This is a genomic window from Desulfovibrio cuneatus DSM 11391 (assembly GCF_000430005.1).
Taxonomy (GTDB): Bacteria; Desulfobacterota; Desulfovibrionia; order Desulfovibrionales; family Desulfovibrionaceae; genus Frigididesulfovibrio; species Frigididesulfovibrio cuneatus.
On record NZ_KE387018.1, the window covers coordinates 149589 to 174679 of the forward strand.

Here is a 25091-nt window from a genome sequence, read left to right on the forward strand (position 1 = left end):
TCCTTCCGCTCCTGCGGCGGGGTATATGCTTCGGCGGCATAGCCGCCTACGCCCTCCGCCCTCGCTTCACGGCTCGCTAACGCTCGCGACTGCCGTCGGCTTTAGGGTAGACTCTATCCTTGCCGCGAAACAGAACAACTCAACGCTTGCCTTGTATTTCGGAAACGCTCAGTTTTTTGTTTGGCAAGGCGTAAGCGTTTTCCACAGGGGGGGTGGGCTCTTTGGCCCTGCCCCCTTGTGGAAAACGTGAAACAACGCAGCCAAACGGAAAACTCAAAGTTTCCATCATATTTCCCTTGCGTTTCGGAAACGCTCAGTTTTTCGTTTGGCAAGGCGTAAGCGTTTTCCACAGGGGGGGTGGGCTCTTTGGCCCTGCCCCCCTGTGGAAAACGTGAAACAACGCAGCCAAACGGAAAACTCAGCGTTTCCTAAGAAAGACCCTTTTCAGCTTGGGCTTGTATAGCAGTAATAGCCACTGTGTTCACAATGTCTGCCACAGTGCACCCACGGGAAAGGTCGTTAACAGGTTTGTTCAAGCCTTGCAACACCGGGCCAATGGCCACAGCATCCGCAGCACGCTGCACGGCTTTGTATGTGTTGTTACCTGTGTTCAGGTCAGGGAAAATGAACACAGTGGCGCGGCCTGCCACCTTGCTGTTGGGCAGTTTGGTTTTGGCAACGTCCATATCAATGGCGGCATCGTATTGCAGCGGGCCTTCAAGCAACAGTTCCGGGGCTTTTTCTTGGGCAATGCGGGTGGCTTCCACCACCACGTCCACGTCTGCCCCTTTGCCGGAGCTGCCTGTGGAGTAGGAAAGCATGGCAACACGCGGTTCAATGCCAAAAAGTTTCGCCGTTTGGGCAGAACTGATGGCAATGTCGGCCAGTTGTTCCGAAGAAGGGTTGGGGTTAACAGCGCAGTCGCCAAACACCAGCACCCGGTCTTTCAGGCACATAAGGAACACGGAAGATACAATGGAAGAGCCGGGCCTTGTTTTAATAAATTCAAAGGCTGGGCGCAAGGTGTGGGCTGTGGTGTTCAGCGCGCCGGAAACCATGCCGTCCGCATGGCCCATGTGCACCATCATGGTACCAAAATAGGTGGCGTCGCACATGCTGTCGTGCGCTTGCTCCATGCTGATGCCTTTTTTGGCACGCAAGGTGTGGTACGTACTTACATAGTCCGAAAACTTGGGGTACAGGTCTGGCTTAATAATGGGCACATCCAGGTCAAGGCCAAGGGCAGAAATCTTGGCCCCCACCACGGAAGGATCACCCAGCAGCACAATGTCTGCCACATTGCGACGCACCAAAATATCTGCCGCAGAAAGAATGCGCTCGTCATGGCCTTCAGGCAGTACAATACGCATTTTGTGCTTGGCAGCCCGCTCCAGCAGGTTAAACTCAAACATTTTCGGGGTAATCTTGGTAGATTTCATGCTGCCAAGACGGTTGGAAATTTCCTGAGTGTCCACACACGACTCAAAGTGCCCCAGGGCTGTGTTGATTTTTTTGGCGTCTCCCGGCTCAATTTTCCCGTAGCGGTTAGCCAGGGTTTGCACCGTTCTGAAGGTGTGGTCCTGTACCGCAAGAATGGGCACGGGCACACCAGTCCACCCTTCAATAAGCCGGTGAATGGTATTGGGCATTTCAATACCGCCTGTAAGCACCATGGCGGAAATATCTTCATAAGAAGAAGAGAAACGCGAAGCAAGGCTGGCCAGAATAATGTCTGAACGGTCGCCAGGGGTAATAATAAGACTTCCTTTGCCAATATAATCAAGGAAGTTACCCACCTGCATGGCCGCAATCAGGTAGTCGTCCACCAGGGAATCAAGCCGCCCGTGCCCGTAAAGCACCTGGGCATTAAGCCATTCCTTCACGTCGCGCACGGTGGGCCGCCCAAGGGAAGACTCTTCCGGCAACACATAAGTGAGCAGGTTACCACTGGTGCCCCGCGATTCAAGGGCAGCAGCAATTTCGCTTTCTTCCTTCTCAGTTACCGAAGCGCGGTTTACCAGGCAGGCCATAACTTCCACATTCTTTTCCGCCAGCAGGTCCAGCGTCATTTGGGTGGAAGCAATAATTTCATTGGTTTTTTTGCCTTCGGCATTGGCTACCACCATAACGGGGCAACCAATGTTGGCTGCAATGTCGGCGTTCAGGTCAAACTCAAAAGCGGCGTCTTTGCCACTAAAATCAGTCCCTTCACACAGCACAAAGTCATACTTTGCTTCAAGCTTCTTGTACTTTTTCAGAATGGTGTCCAAAAGCAGCTCATGCTGGCCCTGGTAAATAATATTGCGCGCCTCTGCCAGGGTGTAGGCAAAGGTGTCTTCATAAGGAATGTCCAGCTCAAAATGCTTGAGCATAAGGTTGATGTCATGGTCTCGTTGCAGCTTGTCCACAGGCTCATTGATAATGGGCCGGAAAAAAGCCACGGAACGCATGTTCCGCAACAAAAGCTGCATCATGCCAAGGACAATGGCAGACTTCCCGCTCTTTGACTCCGTAGCAGTAATATATAGATTTTTAGTCATTGCTCCTCCCAAAGAGCTGTGGCAGTGTAAAAGACACTCCCTAAAATTGATTGAGATTGTTATTCTTACCACAAATAATGGCAAGGCTCAAACAATAACATACGTGCTGGGCATCCGCCCCCCGAACGGCTTCCTTCCGCTTGGGCAAGGAAGGCTTGCCCAAGAAACGCTGCGTTTTTTCGTTTGGCCAGGTGCAAGCGTTTTTAAAGCGGCAAACGAGTTATTACTGAGGATTTTTGCTTTCTGCCAAGAAAGGCGCGTGCCGGGCGGAGCGCGGTGTATAGGGACATACATAAGCTGCGCACGGGGCACACCTGACGCAGGCAGAAAGCAAAAAGACCAGTAATAAAACGAAAAAAATCAGCGTTTCGGATATTGGTGGGCAAACCAGCTAATTATAATCGCCCCCGCCTGCGCCACATTGAGCGAATCAAACGCACGCAGCATGGGAATATGCAGCAAGGTGTCGGCCCGTTTCCCCACATGGGTGCGCACGCCGCTATCCTCGCCCCCCAGAATGAGCAGGGCTGGCAAACGCGGTGTGCAGCCATACAGCGGGGTATATTCTGTACTTTCAGCAATGGCTCCCTCTTTGCCCTGGCTGCTGCCTTCGGGGGCACAGCCAGTGCCATACACCACAAACCCCAGTTTTTTGGCGGCATCCACGGCCTGGCTCACGTTGCCCACCTTGGCAACGGGCAGCTTTTGCAGTGCCCCGGCAGCCGCCTTGGCAGCGGCACCACCTAAAAATACGCCGTTGTGCCGGGGCACCACAAGGCCAGCACCGCCAAGGGCGTACAAGGTGCGGGCCAAGGTGCCTGCATTGCCGGGGTCTTGCACTTGGTCCAGCAACACAATCAGGGGCAGGGGTGCATCCATGGCAGAATCAAGCAAGGTTTCATATTCCACAAACCCTGCTCCAAACACGCGGGCCACAACGCCCTGGCACCTGCCAGTATATATTTTTTCAAACGAAGGAACTTCCAGCAGGGAAAACCGCACTTTGTTCTGGCGGCACAGGTCAATAACCCTATCGGCCTCTGCCCCGTGCCGGCCCTTGCGAATGAACACGCAGTCCACACGGGTTGGGTCACTTTCCAAAAGCTCCAGCACGGGCTTCAGGCCTGGCACAAAGGCGCTTTCCTCTGCTTTGGCTTCCGCCGGGCCTGCACTGGATTTTATGCTTTGAACAGCCTCTTGGCGTGGGCGTTCCGCCGGGCGTGGTGGACGGTAATCCTTGAGTGGAGCCTTCCGTTCCCGTTCCGGCCTGGGGGTTTGGCCCCCCTCTTCCTGCCCACGGGGTTTACGGTCCTGCCAGCCACCAGGGCGGGGGGCGCGCTGTTCCTGCCTGGGGCCCTGTTCACCACGCCCGGAGCCGGGGCCACGGCCGCGTGTATCGCCGCCGCGTGTATCGCCGCCGCGTGTATCGCCGCCGCGTGTATCACGGCCGCGTGTATCACCACTACGGGTGGTGCCACCGCGTGTGCTGCCCCCACGGCCTGCATTACCACGTGTTGCGCCTTCCTGACCACGCCCTGGTTGGGAATATCCCTGCCCTGGCGTTTTTCCATTTCGTGTATTTCTGTTCATGTTGTATACCAATAGCCTGACCAGGGAATAAATACTGGCGGCTGTGTTTATAAAAGGGTTCATCTGCAGGCCCACAGTGAGCCTGGTTCAAGCATCTTGGCGCATGGACCTTGCAGAAAAAACACACGCACAATCAACCCGGCCCGGCAGCCAAGGCGCGCAGCTTCCTGGTAAAATCTTCACAAAAGTCAGGCGTGCACTATAACAACGGGCCATATCTTTAGAAAGTTTTACAAAATTGTCCTGAGTGTGTTAAGAGTCTTTTGTTGCCTCACACGGCGACTTAGGGTATGAAAAAAATGCTTTTACGCATCCAACGCCCTGTCACTCTTTCTGCGAACCTCTTTCCGTACCGTTCTCCTCGGCAGAAAGCAAGCATTTTCCCCACAGAATATTTGCATAAATTTGCTAGTTTATTGAGGATGTTATGTTCCACTTCCCTTCTCATTCCCGTTTTGCCCTACAGCTTGCCTGCCTTGCCCTGCTTGTAATTACAGCCGGGTGCGCCGGCAAACAAAAAATACAAGAACCTGACGATGACGCAGGCATGCGTTCTTACACCCCCCGTAACGACGGCCGCCCCCTTTCCCCTGCGGAACTAAAAGCCTTCAATTCCCATGGCGACATGGACACAAACCTGGGGCAGGAAGAAAAACGCATAGTAGAAACACACTTCAAGTATTTTATACACGAGCGCCGCGGCACATTTGAGCGCTTCCTGGTCCGTTCTGCCACGTATTTACCCCATGCCAAAAAAATATTCCAGCAACGGGGCCTGCCCCCGGAACTGGTGTACCTGTTCATGGTGGAAAGTGGCGGCAACCCCAAAGCCATTTCCCCAGCGGGGGCAGCCGGGCTTTGGCAGTTCATGCCCTACACCGGGAAAAAATATGGCCTTTCCCAAGACAAATGGGTGGATGAACGCCTGGACCCCTATAAAGCCACTTTTGCCGCTTCCGACTACCTGCTGAAGCTGTTTGGCGATTTTCGCAACTGGCACCTTGCGGCTGCGGCCTATAACGCCGGGGAAGGCAAAATTGGCAGAGCCATTGGCGGCACCAGGGCCACAGACTTTTTTGAACTGCTCCGCACAGACTGTAACCTTGAAGAAGGCATGCGCCTGAAAGAAGAAACACGCCAGTACGTGCCGCGTATTTTAGCTGTGGCCAAAATTATGCGCAACCTGAAGCTTTTGGGCTTTCAGGAGCCAAGCCCCCAGGCCGCCCCTGCTGTAACCGCTGTTACCCTGCCCCCAAGCACCAACTTGAAGCGCCTGGCCAGCACCCTTGGCATGAGCTGGGATGAATTTCGCACCTCTAACCCGGCGTTTCGGCGCAACACCAGCCACCCCAACGCTTCCAACCTAGCCTATGTGCCCACCGTACAGGTGGCAACGGTGCAAAACTGGCTGGCAACGCCAGACGCACGCATGTACGCCGGAGGCAAGGAACACACCGTCAAAAAGCGTGAAACCCTTGCTGCCATCAGCAAAAAATACAAAGTGTCCGCTGCAACCATTCAGGACGCCAACGACTTTACCCAACTGCCCAAGCCCGGCACGGTTATTTTTATTCCTGGCAAAGAAACCGCTGTGGCCCAGTCCAAAACGCCCCCGGTTAACGCTAAGGCCAGTGGCCCTGTTGTGGCTGTGGCACCTGCAACCCCGTATATTCCGCCAGTAGCCATGTCTGCCAGCGCACCTGTGCAAACTGGCAGTGCTGCCAGTACCAGGGCTCCTAACGGCGGTACGTACACTGTGCGCCAGGGTGACGCCTTATTCTCTCTTGCCAAGTCTTGGGGCACGGATATGGGCACAGTCATGCGGGTGAACAACCTTTCTTCCCCCATTATTCAGGCAGGACAACGCTTGACAATTCCACAAGGGACAAGCGGCAGCCAAATGGCCCAGGCAAAAACCAGCCAACCTGCCCCTGCGGCTTCCCCGGAATATGCGCCGCAAACCAAACCCCAAGCTATGCCCCAGGCTATGCCCCAGGCTATGCCCCAGGCTATGCCCCAGGCCATAGCGGCTGCCCCGCAAAGCCGCCCGGCAGCCGCGCCACAAGCCACTGCCCCGCTTGAAGAAGCCCCCGTAGTGGAAGAACCTGAAACCCGCACAGCAACAACGCATAAAGTGGGCAAGGGCGACACCCTGTATAGCATTGCAAAGCGCTACAATATGTCGGTGGAGCAACTACGGGCATTGAACAACATGGGTGGCAAGGGCAATATTCAGGCAGGGCAAACCCTGACTACCGCAGCAGGTTCCGGCAGCATTGCCTCCGCCCCAAGGGCACGGGCAGTGCAAACTGCACCAAAAGCTATGGCACCCACCCGCGTTGCCCAGGGGAATGCGGGCAAACCCACATCTGCCAAGCCTGCAAGGGGCAAGGCAGCCGTGGTGGTAAAACCAGGGGACACCCTGTTCTCCATTGCCAAGCGCCACAACGTTTCTGTGGACACCTTGCGTAAAGCCAATAACATTTCCCCAAAAAATGCCATTAAGCAAGGGCAAAAACTACTCATTCCGTAGTAGCCCCAAGCCAGGAAATCAACCAGTAATGATACGCTGTGCAACGTACACCTGCCCCACATCCGCGAGGCTATTTTGTGAAAAAGTCTGCTCTCTGTTACACACTTGTTTTTTTTGCCCTGATGCTGATTGTTGGCAGTTTTTTTATTATGCGTGCTGTAAAGGAAATGAATGGCGATGCGCACACGGTAAACTATAGCGGCCTGGTACGCGGGGCAACGCAACGGCTTGTGAAACAAGAACTGATGAAAAGCCCCAACAATGCGTTGGTTGTGCGCATTAGCGGGTACCTGGACGGGCTTGACAGCAGGAAAAATGTCCCTGGCAACATCTACATGAATGACAAAACATTCCAAGATTTTGTTGCCCAATTGCAAACCATTTGGCACGATTTGCAAGACAGCATTGAGGGCTTTAGGAAAGGGACTGTCAGCCCTGAAGCATTGCTGGCGTTGAGCGAGAAACACTTTCAAATAGCAGATGAGGCCGTTCATGCGGCGGAAGAATACTCCGCCCAAAAACTGTTCGCACTGAACATCATTTTGAATTTGGGCATTGCCCTGACCACCTTGATGGTCGTTATTGTTTTTAGCCTGGCCCTTATTACCAGAAGCACCGACAAAAAACAGTATGCAGTGCTGTTTGAAAGCAACAGGCAACTGGAAAAAGCTATTACCCTGGCAGACCAGGCCAGCAAAGCAAAAAGCAATTTCTTGTCCAATATGTCGCATGACATCCGAACACCCCTTAATGGTATTATGGGCATGACAACCATTGCCGAAGGGTCCATTCATGACCCGCAAAAACTGCGCTCATGCCTGAAAAAAATACATACGTCTTCCAGGCATTTGCTGCACTTGATCAACGATGTTCTGGATATGTCACGCATTGAAAGTGGCAGCGTTACACTGCATAATGTGGTGTTTACCTTGCCCCGCTTTGTGGAGGAACTGCTCGGCATAGTCCAAACCCACGTGGCTGCCAAACAGCAACACCTGGAAATTGCTGTGCAGAACATAACCCACGAACAACTCCTGGGGGACCCCCTGCGCCTGAGCCAGGTGCTCATTAATATTTTGAGCAACGCCGTGAAGTTTACCCCCGCAGGTGGCACCATAAGCCTGGTTATTACAGAACTGCCCCCCCGCAAGCTTGGGTATGCGCATTTCCAGTTTGTCTGCTCAGATACGGGCATAGGCATGGAAAAAGAATACCTTTCCAAAATTTTTGAATCGTTTTCCAGGGAACGCGATTCACGCATCGACGCCATTGAAGGTTCCGGCCTTGGCATGTCCATTGTGAAAAGCATTGTGGACCTTATGGATGGCACCATAACGGTAACAAGCCAAAAAGGGCATGGCACCACCTTTACTGTGCAAGTAGACATTGCCATTGACGAGCAACCCCAGGGCACGAACACGGCAACACCCCCAGACCCCACAACGTATGCTGGCTTGCGGGTTCTTCTTGTGGACGACGACTCCCTTACCCTTGAAAGCGCCAGCGCTGTGCTTGTTTCCCTGGGTATGCATGTAGACGCCGTGAACAACCCTGTGGCTGCCCTGGAACAGGTTGCAAAAGCCAGGGCAGGCTGCCAGCCTTACCAGCTTATGATTGTAGACTGGAAAATGCCTGAAATGACCGGCCTGGAACTGACTCTTAAAATTCGGGCAATGGGCGACACCGAAACTCCCATTTTTGTAAGTTCCGCTTACAACTGGGTGGACATTGAAGAAAAAGCACACGACGCGGCCATCACCGGCATTATTTCCAAACCCTTGTTCAAGTCTGGCATCCAGCAAACCCTTTCCCGCCTTGCATCTGCCCAGCATTCAGGCAACAAACCCGTTGCGGCAAATGCCAACCAGTGTATGCCCTTGCAAGGCATACGCATACTGCTGGTGGATGATAATGAACTTAACCTGGAAATAGCCAACGAACTGCTCATTGCAGCAGGTGCCGAAGCAGACCTTGCCACTGATGGCCAAAAAGCCCTGGAGATGTTTGCAGCCTCACCAGAAGGGTTCTATGATACCATTTTAATGGATGTGCAAATGCCTATTATGAATGGCTACCAAGCTACCAAGGCAATACGCGCCCTTACCCAACGGAACGACGCGCAGCACATTCCCATTATTGCCCTTACCGCCAATGCCTTTGACACAGACATTCAAGAAACCCTTGCCTGTGGCATGAATTTGCACATTGCCAAACCCATAGATGTGACCGTGCTTTACACCACTATCACAAAACTGCTGCAACAAAAACCCACGGCTACACCGACCCTTTCCCCACAAGCGAAAGAGTGAACCACTGAATACAGTACCTTGTAGCAACTTTTCTTTGAAGGGGACACTGTGCCCCAACCAACAATCTTCCACTCTGGCTTCGTAAAGACAGGCGGGGAGCGAAACTGCCCGTATCTCCTTCCCGCGCTTCACGGCCCGCTGCCCTCGCGGCAGCCGTTTTTTGTCACTCCCTCAAAATAGCTCTTCACGTGGCAGGAACTCTTCAAACAAATTGGGGGGGCCACATGGCCCAAATCCCCTTGGTTTTTTTGTGGATGAAATGACACCCAGATTGGCAATAATATCTTTTTATATCAATATATTACAAAAAACCGGGTATCGCCATGCAGAACACAGTTCGATACCCGGTGAAATACCCGTAAAACATTTGGATTGACTTGGATTTGGCTGAATTCGGGGATTTTAATTACTCCCGAAAAACAAAGAGCGGCAAGGCTTTTTAGACCTTACCGTTCTTAATGATACCAAAATTTGGCGTCCCCAAGGGGATTTGAACCCCTGTCGACGCCGTGAAAGGGCGTTTAATTCAAGTCTCGCATTATGCAATTAGTAGACCAGTCATTATAATTATTGTATTTTTAATTTTTCTGTTTGCTGTAATTTGACAAAATTTGCGCCAGTGGTTAGCATAATGGTTAGCACAAATGGCAGCCTGTAAAAAAATACAGATGCAAACCATCAAGAACCGGGGAAAGCAAGTTATGGCACAAAAGCGCAATAAAACCAACTATACTGGCGTTTATGCTCGTGAACACGAAAGCCGTCGGCACAAGGGCAAGCCAGACATTTGCTATGACATTTGCTACCGTCTGCCCGGTGACCGCAAGCTTATATGGGAAAAAGTCGGATGGACAAGTGAAAAGGTGAGCGCGGCCATGGCTTCTAATGTGCGTGCTGAACGCCTCAAGCAAGCCCGCGTGGGAAGTCTCCCTTCAGAATTGGCCCATCTGACGCTTGATGACATTTTTGAACGCTTTCGCACGGACTATCTTGAAGTTTCACGCAAATACCCACAAGATGCTATGAGCATTTATAAAAATCGGATTCAACCGCACCTTGGCCATTTGCCTCTTCTGAGCATTACCACAGTGGAAGTGGACGCACTGAAAAAAGCACAAGGCAAGCTCACTGCCGAATCCACAAAAAAGACACTCTCGCTGTTAGGCCAAATATTTCGCCAAGCCCAGCGCTGGGGAATGTATGAAGGCCCCATTCCCACCGATAACGTAAAAATTCCCCAAAGCGATAGCCGGCGAATGCGGTTTTTAACCAAGGCGGAAGCCAAAACATTACTGGATAGCCTGCAACGCCGAAGCATGAATTTGTGGCGCATGGCCCTGGTGTCTCTGTATACTGGTTTACGGGCGGGTGAAGTGTTTACCCTGCGGTGGGAGCATGTCAATTTTGCATGTGGCACCATAACGGTTATGGATTCCAAGAATACAGAAAACCGTGTGGTACACATGCCTGAACAGGTGCAGCAGGCTTTGCAGCAATGGCAAGAAGAATCCAAGGGAAAAGCGGGCTATCTTGTGTTTCCCAAACAATTTACCCGCAATACCCCCCGTACTGAGATTGGGTCTAATTTCAAAGCTATTATTAACGATTGTGGCCTCAATCAAGGTATTGCCGACCGCCGTAACTGTATTGTTTACCACTCGCTGCGGCATACCTATGCTTCATGGTTGGTGCAAGCCGGCGTCCCGTTGTACACTGTCCAAAAACTTTTGGGACATAAATCAGTGACCATGACACAACGCTACGCCCACCTTGCCCCAGACCAAGGTGCAGAAGCCGCAAGGGTACTCTCAGCGGTGGTATTGGAATAAAAAAAAGCGTACTTCTCCACAATGTATTGTGAGGTACGCATCCATAAGATAATCTGCCGGATTGACATAAAAAATGCTTCTGAAAATATGTCGTCTTGGGGGCGTGTTACCGCCTTATTTTCACCTCATTGGCGGCAATCCATTTTTCAATTTGCGCACTTGTGTAGAAAATTGAACCTTCTAGCTTGGTGTAATTTGGCCCCTTGGCGCGGGAACGCCAAGTGGATAATGTGGATACAGGAATATGATACAATTCTGAAACGTCATCAGGAGTAAGCAACGGTTGCTTGCGTAACGCCTCAAGGCGTGCAGCCTTTTGCAGGTGCGCAGCCACATCAGCACCACCCACTGTGGCAAGCAGGTTACCAAGCGCCCCTTGAATAGCTTCAATGATTGCGGTTTCAATATTCATGCTGCCATTAAAACTGATAGTAAACGCTTTTTCCAACGCAAACATTTGCCACTTGGTGATTTATGACTGAAAATACACGCAAATTATTTCATAGAATAAGCCTGCTATCCGACGTTGACGCATTTCCCCTTACGGTCAAACTCCTTGCTGATGAGCTTAAAAATATAGATGCACAAAGTGCGCAAATGCTTACAGCAGATCAACGTCCTGTATTTACAGTCCGTCATTGGGACCACCTAATGCACTCGGTTGCCCTTGCGCTAACCCCTGATTACCTTACCCTTGCAGGGGAAATGTATTCAGATGATTCATTGGCACCCACACAGGCCACCCCTTCTCGCTATATGTACAAGCTATACAATTTTTGCCGAGAACGACAAAAACGGCTTGACCATATTGCCCTCACTGTTACACCGAAAGCAATGCGGTATGTGCCACAACTCACCAATATTGACATTACCTCACTTCCCTCGGTCCTCAGAAACTATGCAAAACAGCATAACATTACAGATGGCTGCAAAAAATTTCCCGAGGTAAAATCTGCTTCACAAGTGCTCCAATATGTCAGCCAAATGCGTGAGCATATTATTCAGCGAGACATGGGGGCAGCCTTCAACGACAAATCAGTTATGGCACAGCTCGATGAACTTGAGGCGTTGTACGGTGTTTTATTATACTATTTTAACGACGTACAAAAACGAGAATTGCGAGTCTCCCCTTCATTATGGGCATTTCCCCATTACGTCTATTGCGAAAAGTGCTGGCACCTGATCCCTGAAAGCTATGTAAACAGACACAGCCAGCGGTGTGATGCCCATAGCCTGTGCATGGCTCCATCGACCGCTACCCGTAAAGCAAAAATAGTACATGATGCACTTACGGCAAGTAATCCTGTATTTTCCCGAGATGTCGAAAAAAAGCTGGCTGCATTGAATGATGCGTGGAAACCACAATTCGGCAATACTTCTCATGATGGATGGCTTGTAGCACTGGAAACATTGCAAAGTAATAATTTGCCCAATGTGACATACGACCTTACACAAGTTTGGGAGACCTGCCCCCATACACGGGATTATCTGCTGAAAAAAGGCGTTTGCATTACAGACGTGGATTCCGTTCTCATGGCACTTTCTCCATCCCTTGCCGGGGAGACTCAAGAGGAAAGACAGCAACGCAAAGCCTTGCACGCTATTCTTTGTAAGAATTTTTGGTTATTCCGTATAGACCTTGCCTTAGCAGAAACATGGCTCTCTCATTATCAACAACAGTATGGCAACCGCACCCACGGCGGAGCAAGGGCAAATACTGGTGGAAAACGTATTGGGGCTGGTCGCCCGCGCAAAGCAAAATAATCGTTCTTGGTAGTAAATCATCAAGTGGCAATTATTCTCGATAGTGGCACCTTTCCCTTTCCTCCGGCTGTCTTTGTGAAATTCGGTTGTTCCCCTGAGTAAGCGTAATTACAAAAAAATATTCGCTGCTAACCATCAAGATAATCGGCTTAATTGTGGCGGCTCGTTTGGGTGTCCATACTCACTAGGACAGGCACGCTTCGCTCTGCCTGTCCCCGTTCGGCAGGGTGGCTTCGCCCCCGCTGCACCCCCCAATACACTCGGCAATAGCTAATACCTATCCTAATTGCAGGAAACAAATTGGCATGGACAGTATTTACCCTCAGTTTTCAAAATCCGGCATACGAAGAATTAAAAAACTTAACACCAACACCATCTGAGAACATTCAGCCAGTGGCAATTTTGAGACCTGCCACATTTTGTGTAAAATTCAGCAGGTGGCAATTTTATGGGTTGACGGGCTGTGTGCATTATTCATCAAGTAATAAATATTCTTGCTCAAATCGCCGCACTCATACCATATCATCGTGTGCAATAAAGGCCATAAGCCAGCCTACCCCATGTACGTACATTTGCTTCGCATCTGTCCGTAGCATGGGGGCTGGCGAGGGGCTCCCGCCCCTTCGAACCCCTTTGTGAAGGCCCTGATGTGATGCGTACCATTCATGTTTGGTACAAGCCACATTACCTCTGCAAAACTATAAACCACTAGGAGCAGGGCAACCACAGCTAATGCGCTTGTGCGTTTCTACCTTCAACCCCCGAAGGCCCAAAAGGCCTAAGGGCGCACTTATGCATTCTGCGAATGCCGTGCGCCAAGGGGCTTTGCCCCTTCGGTAACCCTGTAAGCCAGATGTGCGGAGGTGCGCCTGCGGCGGATATTCTGAAATGCAGATACGCCGGAGGAGAAGGGAAAGGACAAATGCACCCCCGGCATGGCACAAGGTGGATTGGCTGGTACTATGAGTCATAAATTTAGGTTGTTGTAAAAAATGTAGCGTTACAATTGTTCTGAATAGCATAATCATGCAATCTCTACGAAATTTTAAAAACAAAATTTATGGAAAATGCAGTGTGGAAAATATTAGAATCTTAATATTTACTCAAACTATCCGTATTCTGGAACGAACATTTCGTATTCTGCCTGCACACGCCCCGGCGGGGCATAACACAGGAGGACGATTATGAGTAAATTCTGGTACTTTATGGGTGGTGTCGCTACGGGAGCAATTGCTATTATTGGCACTGCCGCTCTGTGCAGCACCTTATCCGATGGCACTGCCAGCTCTGGCAGCCTTGGGTGCAGCCATGATGACGACGATGAGGCCGATGCTGATGGCAACGACGCCACTTTCGCCCGCGCTTCATCCACTGAAACCGCTGAAGAAGCATCGGCAGGCGACCCATTCACCGCAGGCACCGCCACTGCAACGGCATAGGGAGGCCTTATGCACAAGTTACTGTGGTTTCTGGCTGGGGCTGTGGCTTCCTATATTGCATCCGGCTATGTGGAAGGCTTGGTGGAAGATGATTCCAAGGAAGAGCCACGCCAAGCCCAAGGTAAGGAAAAAGCTCAAGGGGCAAAGGCATGATAGGCTTTCCCAAAAGCCCGCTGCCTCCAATTGTTGTGCCAGAGCCTGAAACCCTTGCCAAGTACGGCGTGCTTACCATGCGTTTGCTGCGCATGGCCCGGCGCAAGGCCAAGGAAAAAGGCCGCGAGCACAAAAAACGTATGGTGTTGTGAGTAAAGAGTACTGTGGTAGGGCGGAGCCATGCAACAATTACCCGTTGTGTGGCTCCGCAAAATTGATTTTTCACTTGCCATAGAATGCGCAGTAGCCTATTCTATAAGCATATTTTCTACAAAGGAACACATATGCCACCGAAGCATGACCCAGACAGTTCCCGCAGTATAAAGGTTCTTCGTTTATTTCGTAAGCTCATGCTGGAGGGCAAACGTCATTTTCAAACTGACCTAGCAGAAGAATTTCAGTGTTCCCCCCAAAGCATTATGCGCATGATGGCTGATATTGAAGCCGTTGTGGGCATAAACCTTGAGTCTGGCCTGGAAAAACGGCGCAGGTGGTACCAAATTCGTACCATAAGCCGCAATTGCCTTGGCCTAGATTTTGAGGAACTTCGCTACCTTTCCATTTGCCGCGACCTGGCCACAAGCACCCTGCCAGAGCCAGTGGCCAAGCGAGTAGATGATACAATTTTAAACCTTTCCGTGCTTATGGCGGACCAAGACTATGCCTTGCGTGACAAGCTGCAACAACCGCAGCTTTCTTTTTTTAGCAAGGGTCGCATAGACTACACCCCGCATTTGCAACACATTGAAGCGCTGAACAAGGCCATTGAAGGCAAGCTGGCCTGCCTTGTGCAGTACCGCGCCTCCGGCAAAACGGAATGCAAGGAACACCGCTTCGCCCCGGCCCGAATTGTGAGCATGAGCGGCGCGCTGTATGTGCTGGGTGCCGGACTGACCGAAAATTTTTCTGAACAACGCCACCTGACCAACCTAGCCATTCATCGCATACACGATGTTGTGCTGCTGGAACGCCGCCACCGCCTGAACCTGCCGGAAGCAGACCCACAGGAGTTCGGCCTGCCGTGGCATGAACCACGCACTTTTGCCATAACCTTTAAGGCGGGCAAAGCAGCAGATTACGTGCGTGAACGCACCTGGGCCGACAACCAACGCCTGGAAGAACTGGAAAACGGCGACCTGCTGCTGGAAATCACCACCCGAAGCGAACCAGAACTGATGGCCTGGGTTCGGAGTTTTGGGGATGAGATAATAGAAAAGGCGTGACAGTTAACATATTTAAAATATAAGCACACTAAGGAAAATAAACATGAACAATCATTTATTACTTGCAGACTTTATATATCAACTAAATACAATCGAATGGTTCCGAAAAAGCTCTAGCTTATGGTCTAGTCCTATGGTTGAATTTTACTGTTCAGAATGCAAGAGCATTGAAGAGCAACGTCCTAAATTTATCAGTAAATTAAAGGAAAAAAAAATTATAAGAGAAGATTTATGCACCCTCATTTGCATTCTTTGCGACTGGGATGTGGTTGCAGAAGGTATTTTCTTCACCTCAAAAGCAATTTATGTATCCAGCCCCAAGAATAAAACAAAAAACTTCCGAATTCGATATGATGACATCACAAAAATGACGTTATTTAAATCCTCAAACGAACTTATAGTTAACGACTATAGGGATAAAAGTTATACCATAAACAGCAAGCTGTGGAATGCTCATGCAATTCATCTTTTCTTAGAATTTGCCTCACAAAACTACGCCTACGATGAGCAAGATAAGAAGCGTATTTCTGATTTAACATTAGAAAACTGCAACTCAAAGTCGGTTGGCGAAATTATAGCTGGTGATATTTATGGAAACGTAAGTTCTGGAGCCACAATTTATGGGGAGACAAAGTTCCACAGTTCACGTGGACACGGCTTCGCCGCTGAACGCGCCAACTGCCTTTTAGACAAGGTTCTCTTTGATGAATCAATAATTGTAGGTGATGATAATATAAAAAATGGTCCCGACAGACAAGTAAACAACGTCAAAATCCAGTCTAAATACTGCAAAACTGGAAGCAAATGCATATCTGATTGTTTTACAGATGGTAAATTTAGATATATTAATCCGGATGGAACTCCCATGCAAATAGAAGTTCCTTCTGACAAGTATGATGCAGCTCTTGCAGCTATGAAAAATAGAATCCAAAAAGGGCAAATACCCGGAGTCACCGACCCAGATGATGCTATACTTATTGTCAGAAAAGGGCATTTTACTTATGAGCAAGTTCGAAATATTGCCAAAGCTGGCACCATTGAATCCATCTGTTACGATGCTGTTAATGGCGCAATTATAGCCTCATGTGCTTTTGGCATAACAGCAACCATTTCTTTTGCCACTTCCCTTTGGAATGGTGAAAAACTAGATACTGCATTAAAAAACTCAGCAATGAATGGACTAAAAGTTGGTGGAACGACGTTTGCTACGGCGATTTTCGCAGGACAACTAACTAAAGCAGGTATGAATAGTTTGCTCGTGGGCAGTACAGATGCTGTTATTAAATTCATTGGGCCAAAGGGAGCTGCTATTTTAGCAAATGCATTTAGAAGTGGAACTAGCATTTATGGTGCTGCTGCAATGAAGAGTGCCTCAAAAATGTTGAGGGGGAATGTAATAACAGCTACAGTATCTGCAGTAATTCTATCTACCGGTGATGTCATAGATATTTTTAGGGGAAGAATCTCTGGCCCACAACTAGTTAAAAATGTAGCTTCAACTTGTTCTTCTGTAGCAGGAGGAACTGCAGGATGGATTGGAGGGGCAGCTGCTGGGGCCGCACTAGGAACAGTCGTTCCAGTAATAGGAAACGCCGTAGGCGCAACAGTTGGTGGAGTAATAGGAGCATTTTGTGGAGGAACCGCTGCCGGGAGTGCAAGTAGTGCGGCCATGAACTTAATAATTGAGGACGATTCAAAGGAAATTATTTTAATTATTGAACAAAGCTTCCTAGACCTTGCTAATGAACATCTTCTTACGCAACGGGAAGTTGAACACACTGTTGACCATCTTGGGGAAGCTCTTACAAATGAGGACTTAAAAAAAATATTTGCAAGTACTAACAGAGAGGCCTTGGCAAAGCAATTAATCATACCACATGTACAACGAGAACTATCAAGAAGAAGAGTTATTACCACACCAAATGACCAAGCATTACTGTACGGCCTTTCATTATGGATAAATGAACAGGCTGAGTATAGTGAAGAGGCAACACCACAATTTTGCTAATGCATAATTTATAAAGTGTATAAATAAAAATGAAATGCCTTGTGTAGCAGTTTTTCTGCTACACAAGGCATTTCATTTCAATCGAGCTCAAACTACCCGTTACGGATTTTTTCTTTCATTTCCTCATCGGAATAGCCTCGCACGCAGTACGCAGAAAATGGCAATTTTTTCCTGCATGGAGCTAGTGCTTTGCAGCTGAACAAGGAATGCTAATTTCCCCTGCCCAGCGAGCTAAATGCCCCGGTGGCACTTTCTATGCTGTGCGGGGGATCTCTTAACGGACATTGGCAAGCCGATATTAACCACGTTACCCCAACTGAATCTCGTAAATATCTACCCCTGTCTTATGTCCAAAAAGGTTATCCTTATTTGCAATAAATCTCACTAATTTGTTCCCTTCCAGTGCAAGAAAAGAACCATCAGAGTTGGCTTTTCCAGCCTTAAAAGGTGCTTCTATTCGCTGCCAAGATTGTGCATCAGTGGAGAGGAAGAGGGCATTATTCACACCAGTATAACAAAGCAGCCCATACTCGGGAAAGGCTGTAAAGTAGTCACCATCTTGCTCGATATCTAGATTGGTTTCTATTTTTGTAAATACCCCTGTTTCAAAAGAGAATTCAAACAAACCTCTTTTAGGATAGGGAAACAAAAAGCTATTTCCATCGGAAAAAAGAAGCCTGTCCTTAAAAACAATCATTTTATCATAGCAAGACAAGTCATATTCTTCTCCATTCACAATACTTATCAATGGATATTTTTTCCATATTTGCCCGTCTGAAGAAAGGGCAAGCAATCTTTGCTCCCCACTCTCTTCATCTAACAGCACTAGAATATTCCCCTGACATGTTGCTTGTTCCCCCACATTAAACATTGGAAAATCTTGAGTAAAACAGTACGGAGTTAACGTATCCAAACTGTTACCTGTAAATAGCACGGCGGAATAATAACTACTTGTTTCCTTTGAATCAGAAAAAAAACCCGATTTTGTATATGAATATGAAATATCCAACTTGCCTGAAACAACCCATCGGTTACCATCATTAAGGATGGTATCATACCGTATTTTTTCTCCGGAAAATTCATTACGCAAGGGAAGCGCTCCCCCAGTGGCCAAATCAATAATAGGCTCAGCACGCAATATGCCATTCGGCACTGCAAACAATTTTCTACTTTCCTCTACCAACCGATAGCCATGCCCTAAGTCAACATCCTGTTCTTCCGTCCATTTATCAAGATCATTTGAGACCAAGAGGCTATCATCTGACAGCATATGCCATTTATCATTAAAAAAACGTAGTCCATATAAATAAAAAAGGCCACTTTTACTTGTATAATTATGCACCTTCCACGGGCTTACCCGCAAGTTGGCAAGGTCCAGCACGGGCACATCAGGCGTTTGGGCAGTGCCAAGCTCTTCCTGCCCGTGTTGTGCTGTGTTAATTTCTTCAACCCGTTCATTATCTGACTGTGGAGCCACCTGCTCGTTTGAGGTAGAAGGTTCGCCTTGCAACCGTTCCGCAAGGCGCATACACCCCAGCACCTCAATGGCGGTTTCTGCTAGGGGGAACTCATAATTCAGGTTCACATTCAAGCCAGTAATACTGCGGCGCAACAAGCGCTTTAGGGCTTCTCCTGCGGAAATGTTCATCTCGTCTTGCAGTTCTTCCACAATATCCAACCTGTCTACAAACTGAATTTTCAGCCCGTGCAGGGTGGTAAACACTGGGGAAGAAATATTATCGATGGCATAGCGGCTATAATTTGCCACACCTTGCGGTGTAAACTGGCAAATAGCTTCTGCGTAGGCAGGGAAACCCACGCAGTCTTGCTGAATTTCATCCACAAGGCTGTCTATGAAGCAATCCAAAGAAATCTTTTTCTTGGGGTCAATTCCTACGGTACGCAGGGCTTTACGCATAAACAGAATGTCATTGTAGTTCCAATCATCATTCTTAATACCATAGAAATCGTTAATGACCCGAAACATGCGCATAAATTCCGTAGGGAATTTTTCGTCATAGTCCCTGTCTTCAAGGGTATACAGCCATGTTTGTAAGTTACTTGAAACTTCAAGCTTGTCTACCCTATTTTCCAGCTTTTCAAAGCGCTCAAGGGTTCTACCCGCAAGCAAGGCTATAAGCTGGCGCGTTTCTTCTTCCTTCACCGCAAGGGAAAGCAGGTTGTTTTTCAGGCTGAGCATGGAATGGGCCATAAGCAACTGCTGCTCTTGCAGCATGTTCAAATAACGCAAGGAAACCTTTTGCATTTGAATAAGGTCCCCAGTGTTTGCCCTTTCAGCCGAAGCCGCATCTCCATTAAAGCGTGACCAGCACCGGGTAAAGAACCCCTGCCGCGAAAGCCTATCTACCCTATCTGTGGTGCATGAAAGCAAACGGGAGGCATCCATGGCAAGCTGTTCCGCTTCATGCTTCCGAGTTTGTGCCCAGGACAGCATACCTTCAAGATTTTTATCAATAGCGGCTTCTTCAGCAGAAGAAAGAGCAAGAGAGGACATAGAACTTCCTTAAATTTTCATTATGGCGGTTAATGCGTCTGTACCAGCACGGTCTACCTGAGCCATTTGCGCCTGAAATTGCTTTTCAAGCTGCCAATTCTGTTCCACAAATTTGGTAAAGCACACCTGCCCCATGAACATGGCTTGGGAAACCTGTTCCAACACCTTAGCAGAATCTTGCAAGTTGCGTGTGTTTTGAACCAGTTCTCGGTATGGTTTCTCTATGCCGTTTTCAATGGCCAGTGTCATGGCGAGGCCCGCAATAAGGCCACCAGCCAAGCCACCCGTCAGCATCAGGGCGTTTCCCGCAAGGCCTGTTACCCCCCAGCTAGCAGCAAGGCTGCTGGCAGCGGTAAAGCCAAGGCCACCACCCATAACACCTGCCGATGTATTCAGTACGTTTTTTCCTTGCCGCTCATAAAACTCATCGGCTGTAAGCTTACCAGAACCCAGGGCTACCAGGTCTTTCACGGCATCTACGGCACACACAACCCCTGCGGTAATGGCACCCGTGCGCATCATGGCCCCCATGCCTTGCTTGGCAAGGGCATTTATCACCACTTTTTCAGCACCATAGCGCACCATAAGGCTTTGCACGCCAACGTTTGCCCCGGCTTTCACTGCACTGTCAGCTGCGGAACAAACGGTTTCCGTAACAATTTTGCACACAGCCTCGTCGCTTGAAATTTCGCCACAATTTACTTGCCGCATATATCTGGTTATGTTTACGGCACCACACACTACAGCAGACATGGCTGCCGCCCCGGTGGCGGCTTTTCCCATTTGCTGGAACGTGGAGCGGGTTTGAAACTCGTTCTGCACCTTTTCAAGTTGCTTGGTGTTCCCTTTGCCAAGCTCATTGGCTTCTTGCTTTGTCAGGGGCCGGGAAGATACATCCCCATCCTTGAGCGTGCCTGAAATTTTATCGTGAGTTTGCTGATAGGCTTCTCTCTGCACAGGGTTGCCATTACGCTCGGTATTCTTTTGAATGTTATTTAACGATTGCTGCTTGATTCCCCCTACCTGCTCAGAGGGGCCAATGAAGGTGTCATTATTCTCATACTTGACTGTATTATCTTTTACTTGCGACATTTGCCCCGCAGTCGAAGCCGCATCTTTATTGTACTTTAGCTGGGCGCTTTGCGTTACCTTGCCGTTTGTGGAAACAATCACGTCTGGGTTGGCATTCTTGCCTAGCAGCTGCCCATTCCATTCGTGTTCATACCAATCCGCCCGTCTGTCAGTAAATGCACGGGTGTCACTGTCTTTCAGAATGGCATCAAGGTTAAAGGAGTGGGCATGGAATTCTTCGGCCATGTTGCCACCCTTAATAAAATACGACTGATTTGTAGAAAGCACGGGGCCAGCAGCATTGTTGGTTGTCAATATTTCTTCAACCATTTTAGCCATCTGCTCTTTGGCAAACAACGGAAACACCGGGTTCCCACCAGTGGCCTGGGCAAAAACCCGTTCATACTGTTTTTCAAGCGCCTCATCAGTTTTCTTCATACACACCCCACCTATAGTTAACTAGGACAATAAACAAGAAATACGGTATCAAGCATACCAACCTTTCCAGAAAAAAGGAAGGGGGAAACAGCTATGCACTGCCCCCCATTTCCTACACACGATAGGCCTTGTATGCACCCTGCTGTAAAAAACAGATGTGCAGCCATGCACTACCCGTTACGCATTCTTTCTTTCATATCCTCATCAGAATAGCCACGCCCGCGCAACACACTGAAAATGGCGGTTCGTTCCTGCATAGAGCTGGTGCTTCGCAGGGCGCTGAGCAATGAAGAGTCACCATACGACTCATACTTTTCACGAAGGCGGGCATTTTCCGCATTGTACTCGCCAACCTTCTTGCCCGCTGCCTTTCCGGCTCCCACGGCAATTTTTGCCAGGCTATCAAAGAATCCCATAACAAATCCTCCTGCTTGATGTGAGTGCAATTTGCAGGCACAGCTGCCCGCGTTCCTTAACCTTGTGGTGCCATACTACACAGCTCAGTTTCCAGATTCTGGAGAGATGCGTAAAAATGTATCGACAATCGAAAATTTATTCGCCCTACTCATCCCTGCGCTTACTATCAAACAGCACAGCCTTAATACCCCGGAAGATGAGCCACCAGAGCACCAGCCCTGCCCCCACCACCAGCAAGGGACCAAGCAAGCGCCATACAATGGGGTTTGCCACTGCCAGAAAAAGAACAATTACCAACAGTACTTTTGAACCATCCATAATAGGTCCCCTTGCAAACGTTACAGCATGAGAATGGGATAGAATGATCGCACAACAGCACCGGCAGCCTGCTAGCTGCACGGCTGAGCTATGTGTGCACTTCAGGGCAATAGCGGGTATTTTTGCTGCCACACTGCGGGCAACGGGGAGCTATGATGCGGTGGAACAGACTCAAGATGCTACTCCCAAGGCCCGCTTTTATGGTAGGGGTATAGGGGAAGGGCCTGCTTTGTTTCGCATGACAAAGAATAGATGGTTGCAGTCATTACAACGAAATGCCACATGATACCCAGAAGCCATATGCACCTCCTGATTCAAAACATCCGTAACAGCTCAAGCCTGGGGCATGGAAAGAACATACAATATTCATATTCCAAATTATGGAAAGTTTGTACACTGTGATGAAATTAAAAAACCGGACGAACCAATAATATTTGGAGGGTCTAAGGGCAACGCCCTTTGCCGGAACCCGATTCCGTCTGATGAGCGAAGCGAAGAATGACGGATGACGACCGCAGGGAGGAAAGGGTAGCACTGTCAATGGAAAACGCAGTTTTCCAGTAGACTGGTGCGCTCCGGCCACTCTTTACTTTTGCCCACATAAACCACAGTTATTATCAAGTTTCGATAAAAACCATACACTTACAGGTAAAAGTGGGTAAAAATCAGTTATTCTTAGGTAAAACCGGGTAAAAGTAGGTCACTCTTAGGTAAAACTCATACAGAATAATTTGAAATTATTTCTCAATTAGTTGAAATGAGTTAACAGACAGCATTTTTTTGGCATAATGACATGCATTTTTTAAGGGTATATTAGGTATTTCAAACTATTGCAAAAAGCTATCGTTAATTTAGCGGAAATAATACTCCCCGAAAAGTGCATTAAATAGCAAACCTATTAGATTTCCATTGGTCATCTGTCTATGCTGTTGTGGTATACTTGGCCTTTCCCTTCCCCTTTCCTTTGGCACTGGGTTTTAATGAGTTATGTCGCGAGAGCGGCTAACGAGGTAGCCCATGATTGAAACAATGCACACTGCAAACAGATTGATTCAAATATCCAGGCTGATTCTGTGCTAACCCTGTGCTAACCAAAGCCTTCTTCCCACCATCTACCCGTCCTGGCCCCACAAAATTCATTCACACATCATTTACGCAAGTGGTTAGCAATAGGTTAGCACAGCACGAAAAAAGGCACCTACGTTTTTACACGTAAGTGCCTGAATTTACTATTGGCGTCCCCAAGGGGATTTGAACCCCTGTCGACGCCGTGAAAGGGCGTTGTCCTGGGCCAGCTAGACGATGGGGACGCATGGCAGCGCGTTGCTGCGAAAAGGGTATTTACATGACACGGCCGAGAAGGTCAATACCTGAGGCGAAAAAACATTTTTTCACATGGTAATTCCTGCCTGGATAAGTTCATTTGGTGCCGTCCATTAGCGAAAAACGCCTCATCTTATAAGTGTCATTGTATGTTTTTCTTCCTTCTGCTACTCTTTTCAGGCAAGTTCTTTGTATTTACACTATGCGCAGAGACAACGTGTTCTACCGAAAGGAAATACTATGGAAGAGAGTAATAGTTTCCCAACAGTTCGCGAGGCATTTTGGGTTTGGTTACGCATTGGCCTGTTAAGCTTTGGGGGGCCTGCCGGGCAAATTGCCTTGATGCATAAAACCCTTGTGGAAGAAAAGCGCTGGATAAGCAACGACCATTTTCTCCATGCCTTGAATTATTGTCATTTTTTACCAGGGCCGGAAGCCCAGCAGTTAGCCACCTATGTAGGCTGGTTATTGCACCGCACCCTTGGCGGTATTATGGCTGGCACCCTGTTTATTCTTCCTGGATTTTTTGTTGTACTCGCCCTGAGTTTTCTGTATGCCGCATACCGCCAAATTCCTGCGGTGGATGCCCTGTTTTACGGTTTGAAGCCTGCGGTTCTGGCCATTGTACTCGGGGCAGTGGTTCGCATTGGGGGAAAGTCGCTTAAAAACGCCTTTTCTGTAGGGCTTGCGGCAGTGGCATTTCTGTGCCTGTTTGCCTTCAACGTACCGTTCCCCTACGTAATTTTTGGTGCGGCGTTGCTCGGCTGGGGCCATGCCCGCCTTTACCCACAACAGGGCACCGCAACTGCTCCAGTGGAAACCGACCTTGTTTCACAGCGCAAAAACCACTACGCTTCTGGCTACAGCCTGCGCGTTCTTGCCACCTGGATTCCGTTGTGGCTGGGGCCGGTGCTGGCCTTGGGCCTGCTGCGCGGGTGGGACGACATCTATACCCGCATGGGTATATTTTTCAGCAAAATGGCGATGGTCACGTTTGGCGGGGCCTATGCCGTGCTTGCCTATGTCACCCAGGAAGCGGTTGCCACGTATGGCTGGCTCACCACAACAGATATGATAAGCGGGCTGGCCCTGGCAGAAAGTACCCCTGGCCCACTTATTCTTGTATTGCAGTATGTGGGTTTTATGGGGGCCTACAGCGCACCCGGCACCCTTTCCCCTGTATTGGCTGGCACCCTTGCCGCAATTCTGGTGGTGTGGGTTACATTTACCCCGTGCTTTCTCTGGATTTTTCTGGGCGCCCCGTATGTGGAACGCATGCGGAACAACAAAAACCTCTCTGCGGCCCTTGCAGGCATTACCGCTGCAGTGGTGGGCGTTGTTCTGAATCTTTCCGTATGGTTTGGCTTGCATGCATTGTTTGCCAGCGTTACCCAATGGCACGGCCCTGTGGGTATAACACTTCCCTTGCCAAATGTGGCAACCCTGGACCTATTTGCCTTGCTGCTGAGTGTGGCGGCCTTTATTGCCATGACCAAATTCAAGCTGGGCATGGGCCGTGTGCTGGTGGCCTGCGCTTTAGTGGGCTGGCTAGGGAAAACACTGGTGCTGTAGCCAAAGCATCACTTCCCGGCATGGTTCTTTCCGGTAACGAATAACCGCT

17 protein-coding genes and 1 tRNA gene are annotated in these 25091 nt (G+C 49.1%); 10 read left to right on the forward strand and 8 right to left on the reverse strand.

Features of this window, described 5'->3' with window-relative positions:
* Nucleotides 1-428: 428 nt before the first annotated feature.
* The gene (pta, locus tag G497_RS0114875) at nt 429-2540 is read right to left on the reverse strand and encodes a phosphate acetyltransferase (protein WP_027188738.1); all 2112 of its coding nucleotides are present in this window, start codon (nt 2538-2540) and stop codon (nt 429-431) included.
* A gap of 360 nt (nt 2541-2900) precedes the next feature.
* Nucleotides 2901-4130: a TrmH family RNA methyltransferase gene (locus G497_RS18560; RefSeq protein WP_084516352.1), complete on the reverse strand. Its 1230-nt coding sequence runs from the start codon at nt 4128-4130 to the stop codon at nt 2901-2903.
* A gap of 427 nt (nt 4131-4557) precedes the next feature.
* Here G497_RS18560 and G497_RS18565 point away from each other — a divergent pair, with 427 nt between their 5' ends.
* From G497_RS18565 to G497_RS0114895, 3 genes are all read left to right on the forward strand, one after another.
* The gene (locus G497_RS18565; RefSeq protein WP_034638160.1) at nt 4558-6663 is read left to right on the forward strand and encodes a LysM peptidoglycan-binding domain-containing protein; all 2106 of its coding nucleotides are present in this window, start codon (nt 4558-4560) and stop codon (nt 6661-6663) included.
* Between the two features lie 77 nt (nt 6664-6740).
* A complete protein-coding gene (locus G497_RS18570; protein ID WP_051258192.1) occupies nt 6741-8972 on the forward strand; it encodes a hybrid sensor histidine kinase/response regulator in 2232 nt (743 codons plus the stop codon).
* Between the two features lie 701 nt (nt 8973-9673).
* Nucleotides 9674-10801, forward strand: coding sequence for a tyrosine-type recombinase/integrase (locus G497_RS0114895; protein ID WP_169727018.1), 1128 nt, complete (start codon nt 9674-9676; stop codon nt 10799-10801).
* A gap of 106 nt (nt 10802-10907) precedes the next feature.
* Here G497_RS0114895 and G497_RS18575 read toward each other — a convergent pair whose 3' ends face one another.
* Nucleotides 10908-11258 (reverse strand): helix-turn-helix transcriptional regulator, encoded by a 351-nt coding sequence (locus G497_RS18575; protein ID WP_034638162.1) that lies wholly within the window; start codon nt 11256-11258, stop codon nt 10908-10910.
* 17 nt (nt 11259-11275) lie between these two features.
* Here G497_RS18575 and G497_RS0114905 point away from each other — a divergent pair, with 17 nt between their 5' ends.
* The 6 genes from G497_RS0114905 to G497_RS20515 all read left to right on the forward strand — a co-directional run bounded on the left by G497_RS0114905 (nt 11276) and on the right by G497_RS20515 (nt 17388).
* On the forward strand, nt 11276-12565 hold the full coding sequence (locus G497_RS0114905; protein ID WP_027188741.1) for a hypothetical protein: 1290 nt from the start codon (nt 11276-11278) through the stop codon (nt 12563-12565).
* 1184 nt (nt 12566-13749) lie between these two features.
* Nucleotides 13750-14004, forward strand: a complete 255-nt coding sequence (locus G497_RS0114910) for a hypothetical protein (protein ID WP_027188742.1) — start codon at nt 13750-13752, stop codon at nt 14002-14004.
* Nucleotides 14005-14013: 9 nt separating this feature from the next.
* Nucleotides 14014-14157, forward strand: a complete 144-nt coding sequence (locus G497_RS20265) for a hypothetical protein (RefSeq protein WP_156908139.1) — start codon at nt 14014-14016, stop codon at nt 14155-14157.
* Nucleotides 14154-14309 carry a hypothetical protein gene (locus G497_RS20270; RefSeq protein ID WP_156908140.1) on the forward strand — a complete coding sequence of 52 codons (156 nt, stop codon included), beginning with the start codon at nt 14154-14156 and terminating at the stop codon, nt 14307-14309. Before G497_RS20265 ends, G497_RS20270 begins: the two co-directional genes overlap by 4 nt.
* 132 nt (nt 14310-14441) lie before the next feature.
* Complete coding sequence (locus G497_RS18580) at nt 14442-15380, forward strand: helix-turn-helix transcriptional regulator (protein WP_051258193.1); 939 nt, start codon at nt 14442-14444, stop codon at nt 15378-15380.
* Between the two features lie 43 nt (nt 15381-15423).
* A complete protein-coding gene (locus G497_RS20515) occupies nt 15424-17388 on the forward strand; it encodes a YeeR family protein (protein WP_211228772.1) in 1965 nt (654 codons plus the stop codon).
* Nucleotides 17389-17695: 307 nt separating this feature from the next.
* Here G497_RS20515 and G497_RS0114935 read toward each other — a convergent pair whose 3' ends face one another.
* The 5 genes from G497_RS0114935 to G497_RS0114955 all read right to left on the reverse strand — a co-directional run bounded on the left by G497_RS0114935 (nt 17696) and on the right by G497_RS0114955 (nt 23457).
* Entirely contained in the window at nt 17696-19903 is a 2208-nt protein-coding gene (locus tag G497_RS0114935) for a hypothetical protein (protein ID WP_027188743.1), read from the reverse strand.
* 9 nt (nt 19904-19912) lie between these two features.
* On the reverse strand, nt 19913-21412 hold the full coding sequence (locus G497_RS0114940) for a magnetosome protein MamC family protein (RefSeq protein WP_027188744.1): 1500 nt from the start codon (nt 21410-21412) through the stop codon (nt 19913-19915).
* A 170-nt stretch (nt 21413-21582) separates the two neighbouring features.
* The gene (locus G497_RS0114945) at nt 21583-21828 is read right to left on the reverse strand and encodes a hypothetical protein (RefSeq protein ID WP_027188745.1); all 246 of its coding nucleotides are present in this window, start codon (nt 21826-21828) and stop codon (nt 21583-21585) included.
* A gap of 145 nt (nt 21829-21973) precedes the next feature.
* The gene (locus G497_RS20275) at nt 21974-22147 is read right to left on the reverse strand and encodes a hypothetical protein (RefSeq protein WP_156908141.1); all 174 of its coding nucleotides are present in this window, start codon (nt 22145-22147) and stop codon (nt 21974-21976) included.
* A 1233-nt stretch (nt 22148-23380) separates the two neighbouring features.
* Nucleotides 23381-23457 (reverse strand) — tRNA-Glu (locus G497_RS0114955).
* A 253-nt stretch (nt 23458-23710) separates the two neighbouring features.
* Between G497_RS0114955 and chrA the strand changes: the two genes are divergently transcribed.
* Nucleotides 23711-25042, forward strand: coding sequence for a chromate efflux transporter (chrA, locus tag G497_RS0114960; protein WP_027188746.1), 1332 nt, complete (start codon nt 23711-23713; stop codon nt 25040-25042).
* The last annotated feature ends 49 nt before the right edge of the window (nt 25043-25091 follow it).